22 protein-coding genes and 1 riboswitch are annotated in these 24,509 nt (G+C 41.8%); of the genes, 18 read left to right on the forward strand and 4 right to left on the reverse strand.

Annotation, left to right across the window (positions count from 1 at the left end):
* Positions 1-140: 140 nt before the first annotated feature.
* The 10 genes from MURRU_RS16195 to ribB all read left to right on the forward strand — a co-directional run bounded on the left by MURRU_RS16195 (position 141) and on the right by ribB (position 10,584).
* A complete protein-coding gene (locus MURRU_RS16195; RefSeq protein ID WP_041802134.1) occupies positions 141-1,361 on the forward strand; it encodes an aminotransferase class I/II-fold pyridoxal phosphate-dependent enzyme in 1,221 nt (406 codons plus the stop codon).
* Positions 1,362-1,432: 71 nt separating this feature from the next.
* Positions 1,433-2,923 carry a Na+/H+ antiporter NhaC gene (gene nhaC, locus MURRU_RS16200; RefSeq protein WP_014034571.1) on the forward strand — a complete coding sequence of 497 codons (1,491 nt, stop codon included), beginning with the start codon at positions 1,433-1,435 and terminating at the stop codon, positions 2,921-2,923.
* 210 nt (positions 2,924-3,133) lie between these two features.
* A complete protein-coding gene (locus MURRU_RS16205; protein ID WP_014034572.1) occupies positions 3,134-3,778 on the forward strand; it encodes a peroxiredoxin in 645 nt (214 codons plus the stop codon).
* 5 nt (positions 3,779-3,783) lie between these two features.
* Positions 3,784-4,098: a thioredoxin family protein gene (locus MURRU_RS16210; RefSeq protein ID WP_014034573.1), complete on the forward strand. Its 315-nt coding sequence runs from the start codon at positions 3,784-3,786 to the stop codon at positions 4,096-4,098.
* Positions 4,079-4,336 (forward strand): DUF6952 family protein, encoded by a 258-nt coding sequence (locus MURRU_RS16215; protein WP_014034574.1) that lies wholly within the window; start codon positions 4,079-4,081, stop codon positions 4,334-4,336. The genes MURRU_RS16210 and MURRU_RS16215 overlap by 20 nt, the downstream gene beginning before the upstream one ends.
* 138 nt (positions 4,337-4,474) lie before the next feature.
* Positions 4,475-4,840, forward strand: a complete 366-nt coding sequence (locus MURRU_RS16220; RefSeq protein WP_014034575.1) for a diacylglycerol kinase family protein — start codon at positions 4,475-4,477, stop codon at positions 4,838-4,840.
* 62 nt (positions 4,841-4,902) lie between these two features.
* Complete coding sequence (locus MURRU_RS16225; RefSeq protein WP_014034576.1) at positions 4,903-7,290, forward strand: DNA translocase FtsK; 2,388 nt, start codon at positions 4,903-4,905, stop codon at positions 7,288-7,290.
* Positions 7,277-7,942: an outer membrane lipoprotein periplasmic chaperone LolA1 gene (gene lolA1, locus MURRU_RS16230; RefSeq protein WP_245545045.1), complete on the forward strand. Its 666-nt coding sequence runs from the start codon at positions 7,277-7,279 to the stop codon at positions 7,940-7,942. The genes MURRU_RS16225 and lolA1 overlap by 14 nt, the downstream gene beginning before the upstream one ends.
* A 3-nt stretch (positions 7,943-7,945) precedes the next feature.
* Positions 7,946-9,448 (forward strand): LptF/LptG family permease, encoded by a 1,503-nt coding sequence (locus tag MURRU_RS16235; RefSeq protein ID WP_014034578.1) that lies wholly within the window; start codon positions 7,946-7,948, stop codon positions 9,446-9,448.
* On the forward strand, positions 9,445-10,584 hold the full coding sequence (ribB, locus tag MURRU_RS16240) for a 3,4-dihydroxy-2-butanone-4-phosphate synthase (RefSeq protein WP_014034579.1): 1,140 nt from the start codon (positions 9,445-9,447) through the stop codon (positions 10,582-10,584). The genes MURRU_RS16235 and ribB overlap by 4 nt, the downstream gene beginning before the upstream one ends.
* A 238-nt stretch (positions 10,585-10,822) precedes the next feature.
* On the opposite strand, the gene MURRU_RS16245 is transcribed toward ribB, so the two are convergent.
* Positions 10,823-12,685 carry a TonB-dependent receptor plug domain-containing protein gene (locus MURRU_RS16245; protein ID WP_014034581.1) on the reverse strand — a complete coding sequence of 621 codons (1,863 nt, stop codon included), beginning with the start codon at positions 12,683-12,685 and terminating at the stop codon, positions 10,823-10,825.
* A 69-nt stretch (positions 12,686-12,754) separates the two neighbouring features.
* Positions 12,755-12,987, reverse strand: a riboswitch (cobalamin riboswitch).
* Between the two features lie 379 nt (positions 12,988-13,366).
* Here MURRU_RS16245 and MURRU_RS16260 point away from each other — a divergent pair.
* From MURRU_RS16260 to MURRU_RS16280, 5 genes are all read left to right on the forward strand, one after another.
* Positions 13,367-14,518: an ABC transporter substrate-binding protein gene (locus tag MURRU_RS16260; protein ID WP_014034582.1), complete on the forward strand. Its 1,152-nt coding sequence runs from the start codon at positions 13,367-13,369 to the stop codon at positions 14,516-14,518.
* Positions 14,519-15,550, forward strand: a complete 1,032-nt coding sequence (locus MURRU_RS16265; RefSeq protein WP_014034583.1) for a FecCD family ABC transporter permease — start codon at positions 14,519-14,521, stop codon at positions 15,548-15,550. It abuts the gene before it with no gap.
* The gene (locus MURRU_RS16270; protein WP_014034584.1) at positions 15,550-16,329 is read left to right on the forward strand and encodes an ABC transporter ATP-binding protein; all 780 of its coding nucleotides are present in this window, start codon (positions 15,550-15,552) and stop codon (positions 16,327-16,329) included. The genes MURRU_RS16265 and MURRU_RS16270 overlap by 1 nt, the downstream gene beginning before the upstream one ends.
* Positions 16,330-16,656: 327 nt before the next feature.
* On the forward strand, positions 16,657-17,991 hold the full coding sequence (locus MURRU_RS16275; RefSeq protein ID WP_014034585.1) for a DNA recombination protein RmuC: 1,335 nt from the start codon (positions 16,657-16,659) through the stop codon (positions 17,989-17,991).
* A gap of 12 nt (positions 17,992-18,003) precedes the next feature.
* Positions 18,004-18,369 (forward strand): hypothetical protein, encoded by a 366-nt coding sequence (locus tag MURRU_RS16280; protein ID WP_014034586.1) that lies wholly within the window; start codon positions 18,004-18,006, stop codon positions 18,367-18,369.
* A gap of 283 nt (positions 18,370-18,652) precedes the next feature.
* On the opposite strand, the gene MURRU_RS16285 is transcribed toward MURRU_RS16280, so the two are convergent.
* Complete coding sequence (locus MURRU_RS16285; protein WP_014034587.1) at positions 18,653-19,051, reverse strand: endonuclease domain-containing protein; 399 nt, start codon at positions 19,049-19,051, stop codon at positions 18,653-18,655.
* A 60-nt stretch (positions 19,052-19,111) separates the two neighbouring features.
* Here MURRU_RS16285 and MURRU_RS16290 point away from each other — a divergent pair, with 60 nt between their 5' ends.
* Positions 19,112-19,657 (forward strand): acyl-CoA thioesterase, encoded by a 546-nt coding sequence (locus tag MURRU_RS16290; RefSeq protein ID WP_014034588.1) that lies wholly within the window; start codon positions 19,112-19,114, stop codon positions 19,655-19,657.
* On the opposite strand, the gene pgl is transcribed toward MURRU_RS16290, so the two are convergent.
* Both pgl and zwf read right to left on the reverse strand, forming a co-directional pair.
* Positions 19,638-20,363 (reverse strand): 6-phosphogluconolactonase, encoded by a 726-nt coding sequence (pgl, locus tag MURRU_RS16295; RefSeq protein ID WP_014034589.1) that lies wholly within the window; start codon positions 20,361-20,363, stop codon positions 19,638-19,640. The genes MURRU_RS16290 and pgl overlap by 20 nt on opposite strands.
* 105 nt (positions 20,364-20,468) lie before the next feature.
* A complete protein-coding gene (gene zwf, locus MURRU_RS16300) occupies positions 20,469-22,001 on the reverse strand; it encodes a glucose-6-phosphate dehydrogenase (protein WP_041801637.1) in 1,533 nt (510 codons plus the stop codon).
* Between the two features lie 165 nt (positions 22,002-22,166).
* Between zwf and gndA the strand changes: the two genes are divergently transcribed.
* Positions 22,167-23,576 carry an NADP-dependent phosphogluconate dehydrogenase gene (gene gndA / locus MURRU_RS16305; RefSeq protein ID WP_014034591.1) on the forward strand — a complete coding sequence of 470 codons (1,410 nt, stop codon included), beginning with the start codon at positions 22,167-22,169 and terminating at the stop codon, positions 23,574-23,576.
* 10 nt (positions 23,577-23,586) lie between these two features.
* Positions 23,587-24,438 (forward strand): ChaN family lipoprotein, encoded by an 852-nt coding sequence (locus MURRU_RS16310; RefSeq protein ID WP_014034592.1) that lies wholly within the window; start codon positions 23,587-23,589, stop codon positions 24,436-24,438.
* Positions 24,439-24,509 lie beyond the last annotated feature (71 nt).

Consider the following 24,509-nt stretch of genomic DNA (forward strand, 5'->3'; position numbering starts at 1 on the left):
TTTCTATTGGGAACAGCTAAATTCTTATTTTATAGAACAATATCCTAATTATTCTTTATTTAATGACTGTTTATCACCATTTAAATACATCTATTGATTTTAGGTCTACATATACCTATTTTTATCAAAAACAACACATTATGGACTACAAAGCATCGGAACACATACAAGATCTTCAATATTTTGGCGAATTTGGAGGTGTAAATCCTTCTATATCAGACTCATCAACCTACACTTTTCTGTCAGCAAAAACCATGTTCGACACCTTTGAGGGGAATACCGAAGGCTGCTACTTGTACAGTCGCCACTCCTCCCCTTCCAACTTATACTTGGGCGAGGCCATGGCGCAATTGGAGGGAACGGAATCTGCCAATGTATATGCCAGTGGAATGGGCGCCATCACTGCCGTTATTCTTCAATTATGTGATTCCGGAGACCATATTGTTTGTAGCCGAACCATTTACGGAGGTACATACGCCTTCCTAAAAAACTTTGTGAAAAAGTTCCATATTGATGTCTCTTTTGTGGACATCACTAATTTGGGAACGGTCGAAAAATCCATCACCCCAAAAACCAAAATGATTTACTGCGAGGCTGTCAGTAACCCGCTGTTGGAAATTGCCGACATTCCTTCGCTTTCCAAAATTGCCAAAAAGAACGAAATGCCTTTAGTGGTGGACAATACCTTTTCCCCACTGACCATTAATGCAGCACAATTGGGGGCCGATATTGTAGTACACAGCCTTACCAAGTTCATCAATGGGAGCAGCGATTGCGTTGCTGGAGCCGTTTGCGGAACAACTGATTTTTGTCTCAGTCTAAAAGATGTAAACAACGGAGCTGGAATGCTCTTGGGCAGTACTTTGGACAGTTTACGTGCCGCTTCCATCTTGAAGAATATGCGAACGCTTCATATAAGAATCAAAAAGCATAGCGAAAATGCCCATTATTTGGCCAAGCAATTTGAAAAAGATGGTTTAAAAGTGGTGTATCCTGGTTTGGAAAGTCATTCAGGGCATAGTTTAATGAAATCCCAGATGAACCACGAATACGGATTTGGCGGTATGCTTACCCTGGATGTTGGTTCCGTGAAAAGAGCCAATGCATTGATGGAGCTCATGCAAAAAGAAAAACTGGGTTATTTAGCAGTAAGCCTTGGTTTCTACAAAACCTTGTTCAGCGCTTCAGGCACTTCAACCTCCTCTGAAATTCCAGAGGAAGAACAAAAAGAACTTGGTCTCTCCGAAGGACTTATCCGTTTTTCCATTGGACTGGACAACGATATCCACAAAACGTACATTACCATGCGCAACTGTATGGAAAAACTGGATATTTTGTCTCCTGACTCTAGTTTAGCCTAAAGGGGCGACATAAGGGGGTTGCACAGCATAGTGCAAAATCGTAATATTACCTCTTAACAAACTCAGACCAAATGCCGAAAAAAGAAGGAAAACCAAAGTTTAGGGAAGATGAACACATTGTAGAAAATAAAGATTTGACCATTGCCGAAGCATTGATACCAGTTTTTGCCCTGGTAACAATGTTGGCCTACAATGTTTATGTTTTTGGAGATGATGCCCTAAGCGGTTCCAACCAATTTATTTTATTAATGGGCGGTGCGGTTGCTGCAATCGTCGGTATTTTCAATAAGGTTTCCTATAAGAAAATGATTGCCGAAGTAGCCGAAAATGTTAAGTCTACTACAGGTGCCTTATTGATTCTTTTAATGGTCGGTGCACTTTCGGGTACTTGGCTGGTCAGCGGTATTATTCCCGCTATGATCTATTACGGGCTTCAAATTTTGAATCCCACCATATTTTTGGCTGCCAGTGTTATTATTTGTGCCATTATTTCCATTGCCACGGGAAGTAGTTGGACCACGGCCGCGACCGTAGGTATTGCATTGATCGGTATTGGAGATGCTTTGGGCATATCGTTGGGTATGACGGCAGGCGCTGTGCTTTCTGGTGCTTATTTTGGGGATAAAATGTCTCCTTTGAGCGACACCACCAATTTGGCTCCTGCCATGGCGGGAGGAGATTTGTTCTCGCACATTCGCTATATGACGTACACCACGGTTCCAACCATTGTTGTAACCCTGATTGTTTTCATCATTTTAGGGTTCACCATCGACACTTCCGGTGATGCGGACACAAGTTCCATACTAACAAACATCAGTTCTACTTTCAATATAAATGGATGGTTGTTTTTGGTTCCATTGGCTGTTATTGGCTTAATCGTAAAAAAAGCACCTCCATTAATGGCTCTACTTGTAGGAACATTGTTAGGTGGAGTTTTTGCACTTGTTTTTCAGCCAGATATTGTCGCGAACATCGGTGGAGGTGCAGCCTTAAACTTTGAAACAGGTTACAAAGGCATTTTAAATGCCATCACCGTTGATACAGCCATAGCAACAGATGACCCTGCACTTAACGATCTATTTTCCTCCGGAGGAATGTCGGGTATGCTCGGCACCATTTGGTTGATAGTCTGTGCGATGGTTTTTGGCGGCATTATGGATGGTATTGGAGCTTTGGAACGCATCACAGAATCCCTCCTGAAAATGGCCAAGACCACTTTTGGATTGTTCGCCAGTACTGTAGGAAGCTGTTTGGCATTGAACGTAACCGCATCCGACCAATACTTGGCCATTGTGGTGCCTGGCAAAATGTTTTCCAAAGCTTACGAAGAGCGTGGACTGGCCCCGGAAAATTTGAGTAGAACACTCGAAGATTCAGGAACGGTAACCTCTGTATTGGTACCTTGGAACACCTGCGGAGCGTATCACAGTAGTGTTTTGGGTGTTGGTGTTGGTGAATATGCACTCTATGCTATTTTTAACTGGCTCAGTCCGTTTATGACATTGTTGTTTGCTGCGTTCAGAATCAAGATCGAGCAATTGGTTGAAACGACTGCTGAATAAAATTGTCATCCTACTTTTTTCGATACATGCGATTTATTGAGAAGTTGTTAAATTTTTGCAACAAATTTTGATATAAACTCAACTATAGCAACGGTTTTTTATTGCATAGTCACGACTTATCCAGTTATAAGAAATACAAATTTTTAAGTTGGTAAAAGCCATAAAACCGCCCTATTTTTGCTATTCGAAATTTATAAAAACATCCAATAAATGACTTTAGTAGGAAGAAAGTTTCCAAACATTGAAGTAAACGCCATCGACGAATTGGGCGACACATTCAAAATCAACATTTTAGAGAAAGCCAAAGCAGAAAACAAGAAGGTTTTGTTATTCTGGTATCCAAAAGATTTCACTTTTGTTTGTCCGACCGAGCTTTTTGCCTTTCAACAAAACCTAAGTGAGTTTGAAAAGAGAAATACCATTGTTTTCGGAGCTTCTTGCGATACTGCCGAAGTACATTTTGCTTGGTTGAACACAGAAAAGGACAACGGAGGAATAGAAGGTGTAACCTACCCTATCGTTTCTGACAGCAATAGAAACTTGGCAACTGCCTTGGGCATCTTGGACATTATGAAAGAAGACTATAACGAGGAGACCAATTCTGTTGTAGTGGAAGGCGACAACGTAACCTACAGAGCTACGTACTTGATCGATGAAGAAGGGACTGTATTCCACGAAAGCATCAACCACATGCCTTTGGGAAGAAACGTAAAAGAATTTTTGCGCTTGATAGATGCTTACACGCACGTTCAGGAAAAAGGTGAGGTCTGTCCTGCAAACTGGGAAGAAGGAAAACAAGCCATGAATGCCGATAGAGCCGGTGTTTCCGATTACTTGGCCAATCACGTAAACTAAGCACTATGGTTGTAGAATTGGACAAAGACAATTTAAGCGAGGTCATTGCCAACAATGACAACGTAGTGGTGCAGTATAGCGCATCTTGGTGCGGCAACTGCAGGATCATGAAGCCAAAGTTCAAAAAGGAAGCCTCTTTGAACGAAGATATAAAGTTTGTAATGGTCGATGCCGAGAAATTCCCGGAATCCAGAAAGCTGGCCAACGTGGACAATTTGCCCACTTTTGCCGCTTTTTCAAAAGGGGCATTAAAGAATCAGGTACAGACCAATAAATATGATGTTTTAAAAGACTTGATCAATGAAGTTGCCCATAATTAAACAATTGGTCAATTTTGCCGAAGAGCACGACGAAGATTATCTTCAGGAAACTGCAGATACCCTAGAAAGTGTTTGCGAAGTCTCTAGCCTCAAAGATGAGGAACTGGATATGATCGGGGAATTGATCTCCAATATTTATGGTGCTTTGGAAGTATCCAACGAAATCAAGAACGGTACTCCTAAAAAAGAAGCGCTTAACGGTTTTATGTCCAGAGTACTCGGCTCAATAGACAAGTAACATACATTGTATAAAACAGTAAATAAGAACCTTCCCGTAACAGACTTCGGGAAGGTTTTTTTAGTATTTTTGACACCGTGCCGCATCAAGCTTTCGGCTAGTAGATTAATATCAAAACAAATATTTGAAGCATTCTAAATGCCCAAAGAATCTTTTCTTCAGAATAGGATAAAAAGTGTAGGATATGCCCTAAAGGGCATGTTCCTTTTGTTGCGCACCGAGCCTAGCATTAAAATTCAGTTCGTTATAACATTGGTGGTCACAGCTTTTGGCTTTTATTTTCAAATATCGAACACCGAATGGATTCTCCAACTGTTGGCCATTGGTTTAGTAATGGGCGTGGAAGGAGTAAACACCGCCATTGAAAAAATCTGCGACTATGTTCAGCCCAAATTGGATCCAAAAATTGGTTTGATAAAAGATATTTCCGCAGGAGCCGTTATGATAGTATCGGTCATAGCAAGTATCATCGGTCTGATCATCTATGTACCCAAAATCTTTTAGCAAAATCCAAGACCCCGAGTAGCAACGTAAATTTGTAACTTAGCCCCGCTTAAAAACAATCGATGGCCAAAAAAAGAACAAAATCAAAATCAAAAAAAACTACAACTGCCGAAAAGAAGGTATCCTTTAAGCCTTCCAAGCAGAACAAGATTATTTTTGGTAGCCTTTTGATCGTTCTCAGCATTGCGCTCTTCTTCTCTTTCATGTCGTTTTATTTTACATGGCAAGAGGACCAGAGCATGCTATCCCAATTTGCGGACCGTAATGCCCAAGCAAGCAACCTGCTCAATAAATTTGGGGCCGGTGTAAGTCACTTTTTTATGTACAAAGGCTTTGGTTTGGCCTCTTTTGTGTTTCCGTTCTTATTGGCCGTCACCGGGCTCTATCTCTTTTTGGGATTGAATGGAAAACGATTGATCTCCAAATGGATTTGGGGGCTGGTCGGAGTCATCTGGGGATCCATTGCACTTGGTTTTTTTGCTGCGGATTTCCCATTGTTGGGAGGCCTTATCGGTTATGAAATGAATGACTTCCTTCAGGATTACACGGGGAAAATCGGTGTATTCTTGATTCTGATATTTGTTTTGATGGTAATCTTGGTCCGACTGTTCAATTTTACACCCGAAGGGTTCGCCAACTTCTTCCGCAGACAGAAACAAAAAATCAAATCTGATTTTAATGAAGAACCTTCAATCCACAACACCCAAACTATTAATGAAGATGGGGAAGGTAGCATTGAGTTGAGTACAGATGATAAGGTTCCTGAAAAAATAGACACCTACACCCATAAAGAAAACATTCCACCGTTAAATGAGGAAGCCGGACTCGATGTAAATCTTCCGCAAGAGGAAGAATCCGACATTGATTTAAAAGTTGAAGAAACACCCGTTGAAGAGGAAGAAACCGATGTAACAGCTGCCAGATTGGTAAAGGATTTTGGGGAATTCGACCCAAAACTGGAATTGGGCAACTACAAATTCCCCACATTGGACCTATTGGAGGCCCATGGTGCCTCGGGAGGAATCACCATCAACCAAGAAGAGCTTGAGGAAAACAAAAACCGAATTGTCAGCACTCTCAAAAATTATAAAATAGGGATTGCCCAAATCAAAGCCACCATTGGTCCTACGGTAACACTTTACGAAATTGTTCCTGAAGCGGGAATCCGTATTTCCAAAATAAAAAATCTAGAAGACGACATTGCGCTTTCGTTGGCCGCGTTGGGAATTCGAATCATTGCCCCTATTCCCGGCAAAGGAACCGTGGGTATCGAGGTGCCCAACAAAAACGCCACCATTGTTTCCATGCGGTCCGTTATAGCATCGAATAAATTCCAGAAAGCGGAAATGGAATTGCCCATTGCCTTTGGAAAAACCATTAGCAACGAGACTTTTGTGGTTGACCTCGCCAAAATGCCCCACATGCTTATGGCAGGTGCTACGGGTCAGGGTAAATCCGTAGGGTTGAATGCCGTCATCACCTCCCTACTCTACAAAAAGCATCCCGCAGAAGTTAAATTTATTTTGGTAGACCCCAAAAAGGTGGAATTGACCCTTTACAACAAAATTGAACGTCACTTTTTGGCAAAACTGCCCGATTCCGAAGAAGCCATCATTACAGATAATACCAAGGTAATCAACACCTTGAACTCCCTTTGTATTGAAATGGACAACCGCTACGAGTTGCTCAAATCAGCTATGGTAAGAAACGTTAAGGAATATAATGTCAAGTTCAAGGCCAGAAAATTGAATCCGAACGACGGACATAAGTTTTTGCCATACATTGTTTTGGTGATAGATGAGTTTGCGGATTTGATCATGACAGCGGGCAAGGAAGTGGAAACACCAATTGCCAGATTGGCACAATTGGCACGCGCCATTGGTATTCACTTGATTATTGCCACACAAAGACCATCGGTTAACGTAATTACCGGTATCATCAAGGCCAACTTCCCTGCTAGGATAGCGTTTAGGGTAACCTCAAAAATTGACTCCAGAACCATTTTGGATGCGCAAGGCGCCGACCAGCTTATCGGTCGCGGAGATATGCTCTACACTCAAGGAAATGACGTTACAAGGTTGCAATGTGCTTTTGTGGACACACCAGAAGTGGCAAAAATTACCGAGTACATTGGTTCGCAACGTGCATACCCCGAAGCGCACTTACTGCCAGAGTATGTAGGCGAGGAATCTGGCACAAGTCTTGATAATGATATCGCGGACAGGGATGCGATGTTCAAAGAAGCCGCCGAAGTTATTGTAACGGCCCAGCAAGGTTCCGCTTCCCTTATCCAACGTAAATTAAAACTGGGGTACAACAGGGCCGGTAGAATTATAGACCAATTGGAAGCTGCCGGAATTGTAGGGCCATTTGAGGGAAGTAAGGCCCGACAAGTTTTGGTGCCCGACATGTATTCTTTGGAACAACTATTAGAAAATGAAGCAAAATAAGACCATGATCAAGAAAAGTATTCTTTTTATAACATTGTTTACCGTAGGACTTTTTTCTTACGGACAGAACTCCGATAAGGCCAAAGCACTTTTGGACGAAGTATACAACAAAGTGCAGAGCTACGATAATATTTATATTGATTTCCAGTCCACTTTGGAAAACACCGAGGCCGACCTAAAACAGGAAACCAATGGCAACGTAACCTTGGATGGTGAAAAATATCTGCTCAACTATTTTGGAGCCAAACAAATGTACGATGGCAACAAAGTCTACACTGTGGTTCCCGAGAACGAAGAAGTAACCATTGAAGATGTAAATGAGGATAACGATAACGTAAGCCCCTCCAAAATGTTGACATTCTATAAAACGGGACATAACTATCAGTGGGATATCCTTCAAAATGTAGGGGGCAGAAAAATCCAGTATGTAAAGTTGATTCCCATTGACTCCAATACCGAGATAAAATCCGTGCTTTTGGGAGTGGATACACAGACCAAGCACATCTATAAACTGATTCAAACGGGAAACAATGGTACCAAAACCACCATTACCGTTAATTCTTTCAAAACCAATCAGCCCATATCAAGTACTCTGTTTACCTTTGACGAGAAAAAATACGAGGACAAAGGATATTATATTATAAGAAACTAGGCATTGAAAATACTTGATCAGTATATACTAAGAAGATTTCTTTACAACTTCTTCAGTTCTTTTTTCATTCTCATCGTCATATTCATTTTTCAGGGAATATGGCTGTTCATTGATGATTTGGCGGGAAAAGGACTGGGCATGGTAATTATTGGCAAGTTTATTTTCTACTTTATCCCAACTTTGGTGGACAAGGTATTGCCGCTTACGGTACTCCTATCCTCCATTCTTACCTTTGGTACTTTTGCGGAAAATTATGAGTTTGCCGCCATGAAAGCTTCCGGCATATCATTGCAACGTGGCATGCGAAGCCTTATCGTATTTGTACTGTTCTTAGGTGTGGTCACTTTCTTTTTTGCCAATGATGTGATTCCAATATCAGAACAAAAAATGTTCAACCTAAGGCGAAACATTGCCAAAGTAAAACCAGCAGCCGCCATTACCGAAGGTGTTTTTAGTGATTTTGAAGGAACTGGCGAGGGCATGAACATTAAAGTGGACAAAAAACATGGGGAGCAAGATCGCTTTTTGGATAATGTCATCATCCACAAAAAAACAGATCAGAACATTAACAATACCGTCATCAAGGCAAAATCCGGTGAGTTGATCAGTAGTGAAAAATCAGACATTATTCAATTGGTATTGAAAGATGGAAACTACTACGAAGAGGTCATGCCCAAAGATGCCAAAGAACGGCGAAAGCACCCGTTCGCCAAGTCAAATTTTGAGACCTACACCATCAATATCGATATTTCGGAACTCAATGACCAGGATTTGGAAGAAGATCAGAATATCACTACAAACAAGATGAAAAATGTGGGGCGGCTCATCAAGGACATTGATTCCCTTCGCGAAAACAACCTTGAAAAAGTAACTGCATTTTCCAAAAACGTTGTTAATCGTATGGGGGCATTTCCGCCCAAAGTGCCAAAAGATACTACCAAGCAAAACTTGGAGCTTGTTCAACCCCAAAAAAAGGTGGAGAAGTCCGAACAGGATTCCATTAAAACTATCGACGAATTTATAGAAAGTCTGGTACAGTGGGAACAAATTCAAGTAATGAAAAAAGCCCAGAACGAGGTTTCCAGTATATTGAACACGGTGACTTCCAAAAAGAACGAGCTGCAAAGCAGATACAAGTTCTATAACAGCCACATTCTATCGCTGCATCAAAAATATGCACTGGCACTTTCGTGCATTATTTTGTTTTTTGTAGGCGCACCTTTAGGAGCTATAATTCGCAAAGGAGGATTGGGATTGCCCATGGTAGTTGCTATCATCTTATTTTTGACCTATTATTTTCTCGGTGTATTTGCCGGCAACTATGCCAAAGAAGGAAACATTCACCCTGCTATCGGAGCCTGGCTCCCAACAATGATCATGTTGCCCTTGGGCATATCGCTCACCAGACGCGCAACTGCGGATAAAGGGTTAGTAGGATTTGGTCATTTTATAGACCGTATCAAATCAATATTTAAAAAGAAAGATAAAGAAGCTGAAGATCAATGATCGCCAAGAACAAAAAAATACAACTGAACGCCATAGAAGAAGCCATTGCCGATGTTAGAGACGGTAAGGTAATTATTGTAGTGGATGATGAAAACAGGGAAAACGAAGGCGATTTTATTGCTGCTGCCGAAAAAGTTACCCCCGAAATGATAAATTTTATGGCCATGCACGGCCGAGGACTTATCTGTGCCCCCTTAACTGAAGATAGGTGCGAGGAACTAGAGTTAAATATGATGGTGCAAAACAACACCGTATTGCACCAAACCCAGTTTACTGTTTCCGTGGATTTATTGGGGTATGGATGCACAACGGGCATCTCGGTTCATGACAGGGCCAAAACCATTAGTGCCCTTGTAAACAAAGACACCAAACCTCACGAACTGGGAAAACCTGGACATATTTTCCCGCTTAGGGCAAAAAATGGAGGCGTATTAAGGCGTACTGGACACACAGAGGCTGCAATAGACTTTGCAAGATTGGCCGGTTTAGAGCCTGCAGGTATTTTGGTGGAAATTTTGAACGAGGATGGAACCATGGCACGATTGCCCCAATTGCTGGAGGTAGCCAAAAAATTTGACCTTAAAATTGTTTCCATTGAGGATTTGATCGCTTACCGCATGGAACACGATAGCCTTATAGAACTTAAAGAGGCATTTACCATAAACACCAGATTCGGAGAATTTAGACTGCGTGCATACAAACAGACGACGAACGATCAAGTTCACATTGCGTTGCTAAAAGGAAATTGGAAAAGTGGAGAACCTGTACTTACCCGTATTAATTCCACGCTAGTGAACAATGATATGCTGGGCACTTTGACCAACAATCCCGATGAAGGTTTACAGCGCATGTTCGATGCATTGAATACAGAAGAAAATAGTGCCATGATTTTTATAAATCAAGAAAATCAATCCATGAACCTATTGGGGAGATTGTCCGAATTCAAAAAGCTTCAGGAAGAGGGAATCAACAAGGCTCCAAAGATTGAAATGGACAACAAGGACTTTGGCATTGGTGCACAAATACTTCACGACATCAATATTTCCAAGATTCGGTTATTGACGAATTCTGGCCAAACCAAGCGTGTGGGCATGGTTGGTTATGGTCTTGAGATAGTGGAATATGTGAATTACTAAAAATAAGTTCAAGTAAACTACCTCGGGACAAGCCCACTCTACGAGGCATTGGCAGGAAAAAATGTTTTGATTTCGAGACAAGCCTCGGAACATTTAAATCTCGATTATCGAGTAAAAAATCAAGATTAATAAAACTAGTTCTTCTAAAATAATGATCAAAAGGATAACCCTAATCCTGCCCGCCCGGTAGACGGGCAAGTTCAGGTTCACAAAAATTGATATTATAGATGGACTTTTTTTAAAGGTTCAGGTTGAGACCAACCCTAAAATTTCGTCCTCGGGTGGTGAACCCTAATAATTCTCTGTAATCCTCATTCAACAAGTTATCTGCATTTACAAACACGTTGAGTTTGTTCTTAATCAGTTCGTGTCCAATGGAAAAATTGAGCAAGGAAAATGGTTCTAAAGCAATATCGGAGAAGGTAGCAAAATCCGTATCAAAACGTTCGCCCGTGTAAGCATAGCTTAATGAAGCGTTTGTGGTTTCACAAAACTGATACCACAGGAATACGTTGGCCTTATGTTTTGGAATACGAATGGCATTGTCCCCTTTCCTTTCCGTGAACGTATAATTGGCATTAACACTAAACTTGCTCCAAGGCAACCACGTAGCTTCCACCTCCACTCCGTTGGCATCAATTTCATCCGCAATGTTGATACTCATAAAATTGGCATCGTACCCAATGGCATTGGTTTCATTTCTATCAAAATACACCGTGCTAATTCTCAACTTTTCATTGAGCTTGAATTCAATACCCCCTTCAATCGTCGTGTTTTCCTCGGGTTCCAACTCAGAGTTACCTCCAAAAGCACCGAACAACTGTGTCAAATTAGGTGTGATGTAAGATGTGGCATAAGACCCCATCAGCTTCACATATCCATTTTCGGTATCAAACACGTAGGATGGATTCACATTGTACACAAAATGGTTTCCATATTCGGAATGATTATTCAATCTAGCACCAGCATTTAAGTTCAGTCCAAAATCTGAAACATACACCACATTGGCATAAGGGTCCACAATGGTAAAATCAACATCTTCAGTAAAAACAGCTTCATCTTTGATGTAATTTACCCCTAGAATGGTATGGAACTGCTCACCAAAAACGTATTTATTGTACAGATCCAACACCCAATTGCTTCCCTCGGTGATGCTTTCACCAAAGGTATCATTGGCCACGGATTCATAATCGGTAAACGCTGTATTTAGGTGAACCGAACCACCGCCATAATCCAACGTAGAAGATAAACCGACCCTTTGCTGTTCGTTCTCGCCCAGATTAGGTGCTTCTGCCAATGTAGCATCATACTCATTTTTAAATTTGGTCTGGTTCCCATAAACCTGGACTCCAATAGCATCAGAGAATTGATACCCAAGCTTCAAATTGGTACTGTAGTGTGAAAAAATATCTTCCTCATTCTCTGGCGTTACTGCTGCTGACAATCCACTTTTGTATCTATTGGAAAAATCCACCCCGTAGGTAAACTTGCCCAAAGTACCGTTCACATTTGCGGAATTTTGAATGCTCCCTAGATTATAATTTTGGTCATCTGCCGTTTGATTGGTACCCACGCTTGTTTCAAAATTACCTGCAATCTTCTTTTTGGAGCTCTTTTTGGTGGTGATATTGATAACCGCCGTAACCGCATTGGTACCGTAAAGCGTACTAGCAGCACCTTTAATGATCTCAATGGATTCGATGGTGTTTGGAGAAAGTAATCGAAGGTCGTACTCCGCCGAAAAAGTGGACGGATCCGATACACGAACACCATCGATAATGATCAAAACCTGACGCCCACGGCCACCACGGGCATAGACACCAAGAACATCACCGTCCCGGCCACGGCTTCCAGCAATTTCGATACCACTTTTGGTGTTGATGATTTCCGCAACCGTTCTGCCTTGGTTGCGTTGCATTTCCTCTGCAGTGATCTTGATTACCGTTTTTCCGGAGTTTTCTCTTTTCAACTCAAATTTTGAATCGCTTACAACAACCTCGTCCAGTTGCTGCACTTTAAGTGAATCTTGCTGTGCATTTTGCGCAAAAATCCCCTTACCCGCCAAAAGGGCGGTAATTAACCATAAATGATTTTTTTTCATTTCGTTTAATTGAATAAACGGGAGAATAGTATGATGTTCATACGTAAACTTTTATCCCGAAAGTTTAACATTCTTTGTTTGAATCTGGCAGGTCTCCTGGCTTGTGTTTTGTCTCCTACCTTCCCACCCATTGGGCAGTGGCTTTGAAGCAGAGACAATCGCCTACTACGTACTGACGCTCAAAAAAAACATCAGTGCCAATTCGGCACATACTTACAGTTGCGGGAACAGCTCCAGCTTTTCACTGGATTCCCTTTTAATCCCACTAAAACTTCGTGGGAACCAAAATTCGAGGCCAAAGCTAATCAATCTGTTTAATCTTTTATGCAAAAGTTTAAAATGATTTCTTCTGTCAATCTGAGCTGTCATCCTAGCACAGCCGAAGTATTCGTTTAGCATCCCAACCCACCTTTCCTTCGAGGAAATTCGTGTCATTGTGTTATTGAAAAAATAAATGAGATGTCTTCCCGAAAACTTTCGGAACGCTCGACATGACAATTTTATTATTAAAAACCGTCAGTTCGAGTTTTTTCAGAAGGAAAAAGTATCGAGAACAAGGTTAATTCATATAAAAATTCTTTTCTCGATACAATTTTTTGACCTTTGGTTCAAAAAACCACTCGAAATGACAAATTTTTCATCAAAATGTACTGCAGATTTAAATAATCTTACTTTTGACTTATGACAAAAAAACAGACGTCAATTCTTTTCTTTGGATACCTTTTGGTGGTGTTGATGGGTTGCAAGCAAGCAAAAAAATCGCAACCCGTTCAAAAACAAGAATCAACATCCTCCATAACCCATGCAACGGGCTTTACTGTAAAAAAAGAAGCCGATTTAACCATAATTGAAGTCACGGCAGCTTGGCCCGGGGCAGATAACTTTAAATATGCCTTGGTACCAAAAGAAAAATTACCATCGATTACTTTCCCGCAAGATGAATATGATGCCATTGTGGGTACTCCAGTAGAAAAAGTAGTGCTCACTTCAACCACTCACATAGAGCCTTTAAAGCAGCTCGGAGAACTCAAAACTATAGTCGGATTTCCCAACACCGACTACATTTCTTCCCCAGAAGCAAGAAAATTGATAGACAGCAAACAAATCAAAGACCTTGGGATGAATGATATCCTCAATACGGAAATGGTACTCGAACTGAACCCTGAACTCATTATTGGATTCAGTATTAATGAAGAAAACAAGGCGTACCATATTATAGAACGAGCAGGAATACCCTTGGTTTATAATGGCGATTGGGTAGAACAGACACCATTGGGGAAGGCAGAATGGGTCAAGTTCTTTGCACCCTTCTTTCAAAAAGAAAAATTGGGCGATAGCATTTTTGTGGAAGTTGAATCATCCTATAAACAAGCTGCTGCATTGGCCAAAAAAGCAAAATCTAGGCCAACCGTGTTAACTGGTGGATTGTACAAAGATGTCTGGTATGTGGCAGGAGGTAACAGTTGGATGGCCCAGTTCCTGAAAGATGCCAATGCCGATTATCTTTGGTCCAACACGGAAGAAACCGGAAGCATTGGCCTTAGTTTGGAATCGGTTTTGGAAAATGCACAAGATGCTGAATATTGGTTCAATCCATCTGCAGAAACCAAGTATTCCGAATTGACCGAAGCAAATCCCCATTATCAACAATTTTCCGCCTTCACCAATAAAAAAGTGTATTCCAACGCCATTGAAAAAGGTGAGACAGGTGGGCTTATTTTTTACGAGTTGGCACCACACCGCCCAGATATTGTTTTGATGGATTTCATCAAAATAGTACACCCGGAATTATTGCCAGAGCATCAATTGCAATTCATCAAACCAATAAAATAAATGCAAGGTCCAAGGACATACCGGTTTTCCTTCCTGCTGTTGATACTGGCATTGATACTATCCTGTCTCCTCAACATTAGTTCGGGCTCGGTTTCCATTCCATTTGCAGATGTGTTGTCCACTTTGTTTGGCGAAACCCCTGAAGTTGCATCTTGGGAATACATTATCTGGGATTATCGGGTTCCCAAGGCGTTTACCTCCATTTTGGTAGGCGGTGGGCTTTCCTCAAGTGGGCTTTTAATGCAAACCTTGTTCAGGAATCCATTGGCTGGTCCGTTTGTGCTGGGAATTAGTTCTGGAGCCAGTCTGGGTGCCGCTTTACTTTTGATGGGCGCCTCGTTGTTGGCAGGCTACACTTCCTTTTCTTTTTTGGGTGATGTTTCCCTGGCCATTGCTGCAAGTATTGGTAGTTTTTTGGTGCTCTTGGTTGTTATGGTTGTCGCTCAACGTGTAAAAGATACCATGGCTTTGTTGATCATTGGACTGATGTTCGGAAGCATCACCTCCGCCATTGTAAGTGTATTGGCTTATTTTTCAAGTGCCGAAAACCTGCAACGTTTTATCTTTTGGTCCTTTGGAAGTGTGGGCAACCTTTCAACAGGGCAGTTACTTTTATTGCTTGTAATCGTTGCCTTGGGAATTTTGCTCAGCATACTTTCCATAAAATCGTTGAACGCCTTTCTTTTAGGGGAACACTATGCACAAAGTTTGGGAGTTTCCTTAAAAAAATCCAGATTGACCATAATTATCGCTACGGGACTGTTAGCAGGAGGTATAACCGCATTTGCAGGGCCCATTGCTTTTGTTGGACTGGCCGTACCACACCTAACCCGCCAGATTTTTGATACAATGGAACACAAGGTTCTGATTCCCGCCGTAATGCTCTATGGCGCCATTTTAATGCTCCTTTGCGATACTTTGGCGCAGTTGCCCAATTCAGCTAGCGTGTTGCCGATTAATGCCATCACATCCTTGGTTGGGGCCCCTGTAGTGATATGGCTCTTGGTGCGTAAACGAAAAATGATGTTCTAATGGCCAGTAACAACACAAACATACTGTCTGTTAAAAATTTGGCCATTGGGTACGAGTCAAAAAATGTTGCGGAGCATATTAATTTTGATTTGGATACCGGAATGTTGTGCGGGGTCGTGGGTATCAACGGGATAGGAAAATCGACTTTGTTGCGCACTTTGGGAGGATTTCAACCCAAATTGTCTGGAAACATCCTGTTGAACGGACAGAACATTGAAAAATATACCTCATCCACCCTATCCAAGGAGCTTAGTGTGGTCTTGACCGAGCAACCTGCCTCCAAAAACCTGACCGTACAAGAGTTAATTGCCTTGGGAAGACAACCCTATACCAATTGGTTGGGAACCTTGACGAAAAAAGACAAACAACAGATTGAAGATAGTTTGGATGCCTTTTTATTGAAGGAACTTCGTAACCGTAAATGTCACGAACTCAGCGACGGACAATTACAACGGGTTCTCGTAGCGCGGGCCATGGCACAGGACACCGCTTTGATTTTGTTGGATGAACCAACCACCCATTTGGACCTCTATCACAAAGTGCAAATCCTGAAAATGCTTCAAGAATTGGCACACGATAAACAGAAAACCATCCTGTTCACCACCCACGAAATTGAACTGGCCATTCAGTTATGTGACCGCATATTGATTCTGGACGGAAAAGACCATCCTTTCGGAGACCCTTGTCAATTGATTGAGCAAAAACATTTTGACCGTTTGTTTCCATCGGAAATGGTACAGTTTGATGCCAAAACAGGTTCGTTTAAGGTGAATAAGTAAATTTAGAACCGATAGAAATCCCGTCAGCTCAAGTTCAAGTGTAAAGGGAAGAGAACCAAGACCCAAGAGACAAAACTCCATGCATCGTGCTTCGGACATCCGACCTATGGACTAAGTTATTGGGTTATTCATTTGTTCAGTTATTCAGTTACTGCGGACTGTCAACTGCTACTGCTTACTGCGAACTGACATCGGACATCTGACATCGGACAAGCTCAGCATTCATCTGCATTCCAAATTTCAACATTTATTTTGTGGATCTCTGCTTTCGCAGAAATGACATTTTATCTTTGTAATCCTTTATCTTTATCCTTCAGAAACTTTTTCATGAGCACGGAACTTATCTATGTTATTATTGGCATCATCACATTGGTCGTTGGGCTTTTTGCGGGCATGTACATTCAAAAACTAAAAACCAAATCCACCGAAAGTGTTTGGGGCGAGAGGGAACAACAATTTAACGCTACCATCAAATCCTTGAACGATAAATTATTGCAAAGCGACGAGGAGCAAAAACAACTCCAGCACGAAAAAGAACAACAAAGCAATCAATTGGTTCGCTACCAAGCAGACTTGGAAAACCTTCAGCTCAAAAACAAAGAGCAAAAGGAAGAGGTTGAAAAGCTACAGGAAAAGTTCACCAAGGAATTTGAAAACTTGGCCAATAAGATTTTGGACGAAAAAAGCGAAAAATTCACCAAAAGCAACAAAGAGAACATTGAAAATATCCTGACTCCCCTCAACAAAAAAATAAAAGAGTTTGAGGAGAAAGTAGAGAAATCACAAAAGGAAAACATTAGTATTCACTCTGCTTTAAAAGAGCAATTGCTCACCTTACAGACCCAAAACCTTAAAATAACCCAAGAGGCCGAAAACCTAACAAAAGCCCTAAAAGGAGATAGTAAAATGCAGGGAAATTGGGGGGAATTGGTTTTGGAACGCGTTTTGGAAAAATCTGGTTTGGAGAAAGATAGAGAATACAGCGTACAACAAAGCTTTAAGCGCACGGATGGCACAAGAGTTTTGCCCGATGTTATTATTCACTTACCCGACGGCAAAAAAATGGTGGTGGATTCCAAGGTTTCCTTAACCGATTATGAACGCTACACCAATGCCGAAGAAGAGGATAGACCCAAATTCCTAAAGGACCATATCAACTCCTTGCGCAGACACGTGGAACAGCTTTCGGCTAAAAAATACGAAGACCTCTACGAAATGGAAAGTCCTGATTTTGTTTTGATGTTCGTACCGATTGAACCTGCATTTGCAGTTGCCATAAATGAAGATGTATCACTGTACAATAAAGCTTTTGAGCAAAATATCGTTATTGTTACACCTTCTACCCTATTGGCCACGCTACGCACCATTGATTCTATGTGGAGTAACGAAAAACAGCAAAGAAACGCCATGGAAATTGCAAGACAAGCTGGAGGCTTATACGACAAATTTGTTGGTTTGATAAATGACTTGGATTCGGTTGGAAAAAGCATTAAAAAGTCTCAAGATTTTTATGTTGGAGCCATGAAAAAGCTTTCTGAAGGAGATGGAAATTTGGTTAGAAGAGTTGAAAAGCTAAAGAAAATGGGAGCCAAGGCCAAAAAGGATATGCCTGAGAATTATTTAAAGCGTGCCCAAAAAGACGATTTTGAAGAACTAAATTAGAGAACACTAGCTATGAAAAAATTCCTGACCATTTTCACCACTGCCATTATAGTTGGCGTTGTGGGCTATTTTGCTTTTATCTATTACGTGCCCTACAGTGAGGGTTATCGTTCAGGGGAACTCATCAAATTCAGCAGAAAAGGGGTTTTGGTCAAAACTTGGGAAGGGCAAATTAGCCAAGGTTTGTCTGGCACAAACGTATTTTCGTTTTCGGTGGAAGATGGCGAAAAGGAAATCATTGAAAAAATGAAAGAGTTCCAAGGGCAGTACATCAAGGTCACCTACAAGGAACGCTACGCCACCTTTTTCTGGCTGGGCGACACCAAATATTTTATCACAGAAGTCAAATCTGAAAAATCACCGATTTTCAGAAATTAATCCACACACCCCTAGCCCCTCTTTTTAGAGGGGAAAATAAACTCGTCTTGAATTGCTAGATCCAAGCGGAAATTTAAGATTTTGTGCCCAGTTGAAGACTTTTTTGAGTTAGGGCCGAGCGTATAAAAAGGTTTTGCAAACCTTTTTAGCGAAGGAGCCAGCTTGTCGCGTTGGGAGCTACGGAAGGATAACCCGCCTGCCGGCAGGAAAGCTAAAAAATGGGTGTAAAAGATAAATTTGCAACGGATTTGGACAACTCAAGATGAGTTCAATAACTTCCCTCCTAAGAAGGAGGGATTGAGGGAGGTGTATTTCCGTTCGCTTCAAACTGAAAAATATAATCCTCTATCGCTCGTAAAACATTATCCATATCGTTTAAAACTTGAGCATCCGAAAATCGAAGTACGTGAATACCTAGTTCGTTTAACCGTTGCGTTTTTTTAACATCTTTCTCCCAAACCTCAAGAATTTCATGGGAATACCCATTCACTTCAATGGCGAGTTGTAACTTATTGCAAAAGAAATCCACTATGTATTCATCAATAGGTTTTTGTCTGTGAAAATCGTATCCATGCATTTGGTCACGCTTTAGTTTCTGCCACAGAGTAACTTCAGCTTTTGTAGCATTATTTCGTAATTGCCTGGCCAACTCTTTTAGCTTTGGATTATATTTGATAATCATTTTGTACGTCTGTTATTCCTTTTTGGTAAGGGATTTATTTTATAAAAACCCCAACAAAATATGAAGAAATTCAAATCATCCAGAGAAAGTAGAGTTTCCATCACCGAACTTATGCTCCCATCCCATTCCAATTTTGGCGGCAAGGTACATGGGGGGCATATTCTCAACCTAATGGACCAAATTGCTTTTGCCTGCGCGTCCAAACATTCACAAAGTTACTGCGTGACCGCTTCGGTGAATCGAGTGGATTTCCTAAATCCAATTGAGGTTGGAGAACTGGCTACACTAAAAGCATCCATCAACTACACAGGAAAAACTTCCATGGTGGTCGGGGTACGGGTAGAATCGGAAAATGTGACCACGGGAGAAGTAAAGCATTGCAATTCATCCTATTTTACCATGGTGGCCAAGGGCAAGGACGGTAAAAACAAGTTAGTTCCCGGCCTTATTTTGAAAACCAAACAGGATATTCGCCGATTTGCACGCAGCAAGGAACGCAAACAATCTGCTTTTAAACGAGATAGCAAGTACGAATCCAACAACTTTAAAGTGAACGAATACCTGGAGTTTCTAAAGGGTGAGAATGTTAAGATGGATTTTGATTAAGTTTTGAAGCTGCCTCCTCATCCAAAAACCACACCAGATTGCCTGAGGCTGGGTTGACCAAAGATGCTGGGTACGCCTCGGAACCTTCGGTTCTTTCTACCACGGCCTCCACCTTTTCGGCTTTGGATGCGCCGGTGACCAAAAACGCAACTTCTTTGGCCGCATTGATAACTTTTCCGTTGATGGAAACTCGTTTCTGGCCCGAGTCGGGATGGGTCGCCACCACACAATGGTCTTCCGAATCCCACAATTCAATCTCATGAGGGAAAATGGATGCGGTGTGCCCATCATCACCCATACCCAAAATTACCAAATCGAACTGGGGCACCTCCTCTACCCTATCCAAATCAATTTCTAAGAGATTCGCATAGCGCAATGCTTCTCCTTCAGGGTCCTTTTCGCCCAATATCCGGTTGATGTTTTCTTTGGGTACCTTTATTTTGGAAAAAAGGTGTTCCACCGTCATTTTATAGTTGCTTTCATCATCGGTCGGGGGCACACAACGTTCATCTCCCCAATAAAAATGCACTTTGTTCCAATCTACTTTGTCGGTAAAGTTTTCGGCCAATACATCAAAAACTATTTTTGGAGTACTCCCTCCCGACAACGCGACGTGAAAAGTATCTTTATTTTTCAACTGATCTACAAAATAGCCGGAGAATTGCTCAGCTACCTCTTGTTTATCTTTATATATTTTTAAATCCATATAATTAATTTTTTCTTCTCAACTGCTCTTTCTACTGTCCTCAAGATGACACTCGAAAGAAGAATTGTTCATTGTCAATTGTTTATTGTTAATTGTTAATTGAAACTAGCAAATCACACAATACCCAGGGTCGTCTGCCAAGTTTTCTGTTGGGTTGCGCCAGTAGCCATCATCATCAATCAAGTTATCCGCATTTTGTGGTCCCCATGCACCTGCCGCGTAACCATACATGCGAACATCCTCACCACTTTTCCAGTAGTTCAAAATAGGGTCCACGAACTCCCAAGCCGCTTCAACCTCATCGGCACGGGCATATAGTGTGGCATCTCCTTGCATGGCGTCCAATAACAAGCGTTCGTAGGCCTCCATCACATAAGTTTCGGCCAAGTTGGCATAGTAAAAATCCAAATTGGCCCGCTCAACTTTAAAGCCCTGCCCAGGCACTTTTACCCCAAACTTGATCAAGATTCCTTCATCAGGCTGTATGCGGATAATCAATTTATTGTCCATTTCCTGCATTTCGGAACCCTTAAAAATTTGGTGGTGCGGCTTTTTAAAGTGAATCACAATTTCTGTCACTTTGGTCGGCATGCGTTTCGCGGTCCTCACATAAAAAGGAACGCCGTGCCAACGCCAGTTGTCCACATAAAATTTTACCGCCGCATAGGTTTCTGTAGTGGAATTCGGGTCAACCCCATCTTCCTCACGATAACCTTTCACTTTATTGCCCCCAACATTAGATGACACATACTGGGCGCGGATGGTATTTTCAAACAGTTCCTTTTCGTCCGTCATTATCCGTAAAGACTTTAATGCTTTCACCTTCTCGTTTCGGATTTCCTCTGCATCTGCTCCAATCGGTGGCTCCATTACTACCAACGAAACAATTTGCAGCAAGTGGTTTTGGAACATATCCCGCAAAGCACCGGACTTGTCATAATACCCTCCACGTTTTTCAACACCTACACTTTCTGCATTGGTAATCTCTACATGTTGAATGTAATTACGGTTCCAAAGGGGTTCAAAAATACTGTTGGAGAAACGGGTCACCAAAAGGTTTTGAACGGTTTCCTTGCCCAAATAATGGTCGATTCGGTATATCTGATGCTCCTTAAAATACTTGTGAAGCCCTTTGTTCAACTCTTGGGCGGTCTCCAAACTGTAACCGAAAGGTTTTTCCACAATCAAGCGTTTCCAACCGTTGTTTTGGGTGTTCATACCTGCGTTGGACAGGTTTTGCGATATTGTTTCGTAAAGCGTGGGTGGTGTGGATAGGTAATAAATAATATTTCCAGAAGTGTTGTACTCTTCTTTTAGCGTTTCCACCCGCTTACGCAGGCCGCTATAATCGGTATCGTAGCTATCGCCCAAATCCTCGTAATAAAGCATGTTAGCAAAGCTTTTTACCTTGCTTGCTTTCAAGTCCTTCGTTTTTTCTTTTAAATAATCACTTTCATACACCACACGGTCCCGAAATGCCTCATCGGTCAGATTGCTACGGCTCACCCCTAGCACCACAAAATTTTCGGGCAACTGGGCGGCCAAATATAGATTGAACAAGGATGGCATTAGTTTTCTTGCTGTCAAATCACCCGATGCCCCAAAAATCACGAGCATCTGATTATCTGTCTTTTTCATAGTATTTTCGGTTTCTGGCAGATTGTGCTCTTCTTGACACCATTCATTTTTAATAAGGAGTCATTATCTTTGAGCATCACGAATATAAGGTTTATTTTAGGTTCGTAATTCAATAAATCACAACCTCAAGGTTGTATCAACACCAAAGAAGAAGAAAAATATATAATGGCAGATACGTATGATTTTGGCCTTGTGGGCCTTGGAGTAATGGGACGTAATTTTATTTTAAATGTAGCTGATAATGGTTTTACTGCATTTGGGAATGATTTGGATAAAGAAAAAGTGAATGCTTTGATCAACGAAGGTGGTGATACCGCAAAAGTGAATGCCTCCACCGATGTAAAAACCTTTGTACAGTCGCTGACCACTCCTCGAAAAATTATGTTGTTGGTACCCGCAGGAAAAATTGTGGATAGCGTAATCGATGGTTTACTGCCCTATTTGGATAAAGGTGATATTATTATTGATGGAGGGAACTCCTTTTATACCGATACTGACCGTCGCGAGGCTTATTTAAAAGAAAAAGGCATCAACTTTTTTGGCGCCGGAGTTTCAGGTGGTGCCGAGGGTGCCAGAAAGGGACCGAGTATTATGCCCGGTGGCTCCAAAGAAGCTTATCAACACGTAAAACCTATTTTTGAAGCTGTATCCGCAAAATACAAAGGTGAGCCCTGTGTGGCTTATTTGGGTCCAAAATCTGCAGGGAACTACGTAAAAATGGTACACAACGGTATCGAATACGGTTTGATGCAGTTGACTTCCGAAATTTACGATCTGCTCAAAAAAGCAGGTGGCCTTACCAACGATGAGCTCCATAAAACCTATGCTCGTTGGAATGATGGTCGTTTACAGTCCTTTTTGGTAGAAATCACTTCGGAAATCTTTGATCAAAAAGATGATTTGACCGATAACGACCTTGTGGACATGATTTTGGACAAGGCCAAACAAAAAGGAACTGGAAAATGGACTTCTCAAAATGCCATGGATTTGGGAATCCCCGTGCCTACCATTGATATTGCGGTGAGCATGCGTGAAATATCCGCTTTAAAATCCGAGCGCATTAAAGCCGATGGGGTGTATGACCGTCCCACACCAAAAGCGGTGGACAAAGATGACTTTACCACAAAAGCGGAACAAGCCCTATATTTTGCTTTCATTATTACATACGCGCAGGGTATGCACCAATTGGCAGATGCCTCCAAAGAATATGGTTACGAACTGGAACTGGGCGAAATTGCCAAAATATGGCGTGCCGGTTGTATAATCCGTGCTGCTTTGTTGGCCGATATTACCGAAGCCTACCAAGCCGATAAAGATTTACAAAACCTGCTACTCTCCCCTTCTTTTGTGGAGAAAGTACAAAGTACAGTGGATGCTGCAAGGGAATTGGTGAGTTATGGCGCCGCAAACGGTATTCCATTGCCAGGCCTTTCCAATGCACTCACTTATTTTGATGCCTACACGAGTAGTCGTTTGCCATTGAACCTGATACAAGCTCAACGGGATTATTTTGGCTCGCACACCTACGAGCGCTTGGATCGTGAGGGTATTTTCCATACGGAGTGGGAGGATTGAATCTAATCAAATGAAAAGCCTCCTCACTCTCCTAATCTTCACCCTACTCATAACCTTTGGTTATGGGCAGAAGGAACCCTACGTTATCTACAATGCCATGGGGAAAAAAGTCTCGTACAAAAAAATGCTCAAGACCTTGGAGAAAAAGGATATGGTGCTGTTCGGGGAGCTGCACAACAACCCTATTGCGCATTGGTTGCAGTATGAACTTACCGCCGACCTGCACAACAGGCGACCACTTATCCTCGGCGCGGAAATGATCGAAGCCGACAACCAAGATGAACTCAACGATTATTTATCGGGGAAAATAGACTACAAAACATTGGATTCCACCGCACGACTGTGGAACAACCATAAAACAGATTATGCCCCTTTGGTGGATTTTGCAAAGGACAGTAGTCTTGTTTTTGTCGCATCCAATGTGCCCAGACGTTACGCCAGTATGGTGTACAAAGGCGGTTTTGAAGCCCTGGACTCCCTCCCCGCCCAAGAAAAAGAATGGATTGCCCCCTTGCCCATTGCTTATGACCCTGAACTGCCTGAGTATCAAAATATCCTAAAAATGATGGGGGACCACGGTAGCCCTACCTTGGTTATGGCACAGGCTATCAAAGATGCGACCATGGCCCATTTTATTCTTCAAAATTACAAGGAGGGTACTTTGTTTTTGCATTACAACGGTGCCTACCACTCCAACAACTACGAGGGCATCCTGTGGTATTTGCAATTGGAGCGGCCTGATTTGGATTACGGTACCCTATCCACCGTAACACAGGAAAATGTGCATCAACTGGAAGAAGAGAATAAGAATTTGGCCGACTTTATTATCTGTGTGGATCAAAACATGACCACTACATATTAATCCATCCAACACCACTTTTATACGCTTGTACCAAAAAATAAGGAGATAAATTCCCTATTTTTAAGAATCGA

Origin of the sequence: Allomuricauda ruestringensis DSM 13258, assembly GCF_000224085.1 — a bacterium.
Lineage (GTDB): Bacteria > Bacteroidota > Bacteroidia > Flavobacteriales > Flavobacteriaceae > Flagellimonas > Flagellimonas ruestringensis.

Coding starts and splice junctions, on each gene's coding strand:
- lolA1 (WP_245545045.1), top strand. CDS start 7,277: ATGAAGCAAAATAAGACCATGATCAAGAAAAGTATTCTTTTTATAACA.
- gndA (WP_014034591.1), top strand. CDS start 22,167: ATGGCAGATACGTATGATTTTGGCCTTGTGGGCCTTGGAGTAATGGGA.
- ribB (WP_014034579.1), top strand. CDS start 9,445: ATGATCGCCAAGAACAAAAAAATACAACTGAACGCCATAGAAGAAGCC.
- pgl (WP_014034589.1), bottom strand. CDS start 20,363: ATGGATTTAAAAATATATAAAGATAAACAAGAGGTAGCTGAGCAATTC.
- MURRU_RS16310 (WP_014034592.1), top strand. CDS start 23,587: ATGAAAAGCCTCCTCACTCTCCTAATCTTCACCCTACTCATAACCTTT.
- MURRU_RS16210 (WP_014034573.1), top strand. CDS start 3,784: ATGGTTGTAGAATTGGACAAAGACAATTTAAGCGAGGTCATTGCCAAC.
- zwf (WP_041801637.1), bottom strand. CDS start 22,001: ATGAAAAAGACAGATAATCAGATGCTCGTGATTTTTGGGGCATCGGGT.
- MURRU_RS16270 (WP_014034584.1), top strand. CDS start 15,550: ATGGCCAGTAACAACACAAACATACTGTCTGTTAAAAATTTGGCCATT.
- nhaC (WP_014034571.1), top strand. CDS start 1,433: ATGCCGAAAAAAGAAGGAAAACCAAAGTTTAGGGAAGATGAACACATT.
- MURRU_RS16205 (WP_014034572.1), top strand. CDS start 3,134: ATGACTTTAGTAGGAAGAAAGTTTCCAAACATTGAAGTAAACGCCATC.
- MURRU_RS16225 (WP_014034576.1), top strand. CDS start 4,903: ATGGCCAAAAAAAGAACAAAATCAAAATCAAAAAAAACTACAACTGCC.
- MURRU_RS16220 (WP_014034575.1), top strand. CDS start 4,475: ATGCCCAAAGAATCTTTTCTTCAGAATAGGATAAAAAGTGTAGGATAT.
- MURRU_RS16260 (WP_014034582.1), top strand. CDS start 13,367: ATGACAAAAAAACAGACGTCAATTCTTTTCTTTGGATACCTTTTGGTG.
- MURRU_RS16245 (WP_014034581.1), bottom strand. CDS start 12,685: ATGAAAAAAAATCATTTATGGTTAATTACCGCCCTTTTGGCGGGTAAG.
- MURRU_RS16275 (WP_014034585.1), top strand. CDS start 16,657: ATGAGCACGGAACTTATCTATGTTATTATTGGCATCATCACATTGGTC.
- MURRU_RS16265 (WP_014034583.1), top strand. CDS start 14,519: ATGCAAGGTCCAAGGACATACCGGTTTTCCTTCCTGCTGTTGATACTG.
- MURRU_RS16290 (WP_014034588.1), top strand. CDS start 19,112: ATGAAGAAATTCAAATCATCCAGAGAAAGTAGAGTTTCCATCACCGAA.
- MURRU_RS16195 (WP_041802134.1), top strand. CDS start 141: ATGGACTACAAAGCATCGGAACACATACAAGATCTTCAATATTTTGGC.
- MURRU_RS16285 (WP_014034587.1), bottom strand. CDS start 19,051: ATGATTATCAAATATAATCCAAAGCTAAAAGAGTTGGCCAGGCAATTA.
- MURRU_RS16280 (WP_014034586.1), top strand. CDS start 18,004: ATGAAAAAATTCCTGACCATTTTCACCACTGCCATTATAGTTGGCGTT.
- MURRU_RS16215 (WP_014034574.1), top strand. CDS start 4,079: ATGAAGTTGCCCATAATTAAACAATTGGTCAATTTTGCCGAAGAGCAC.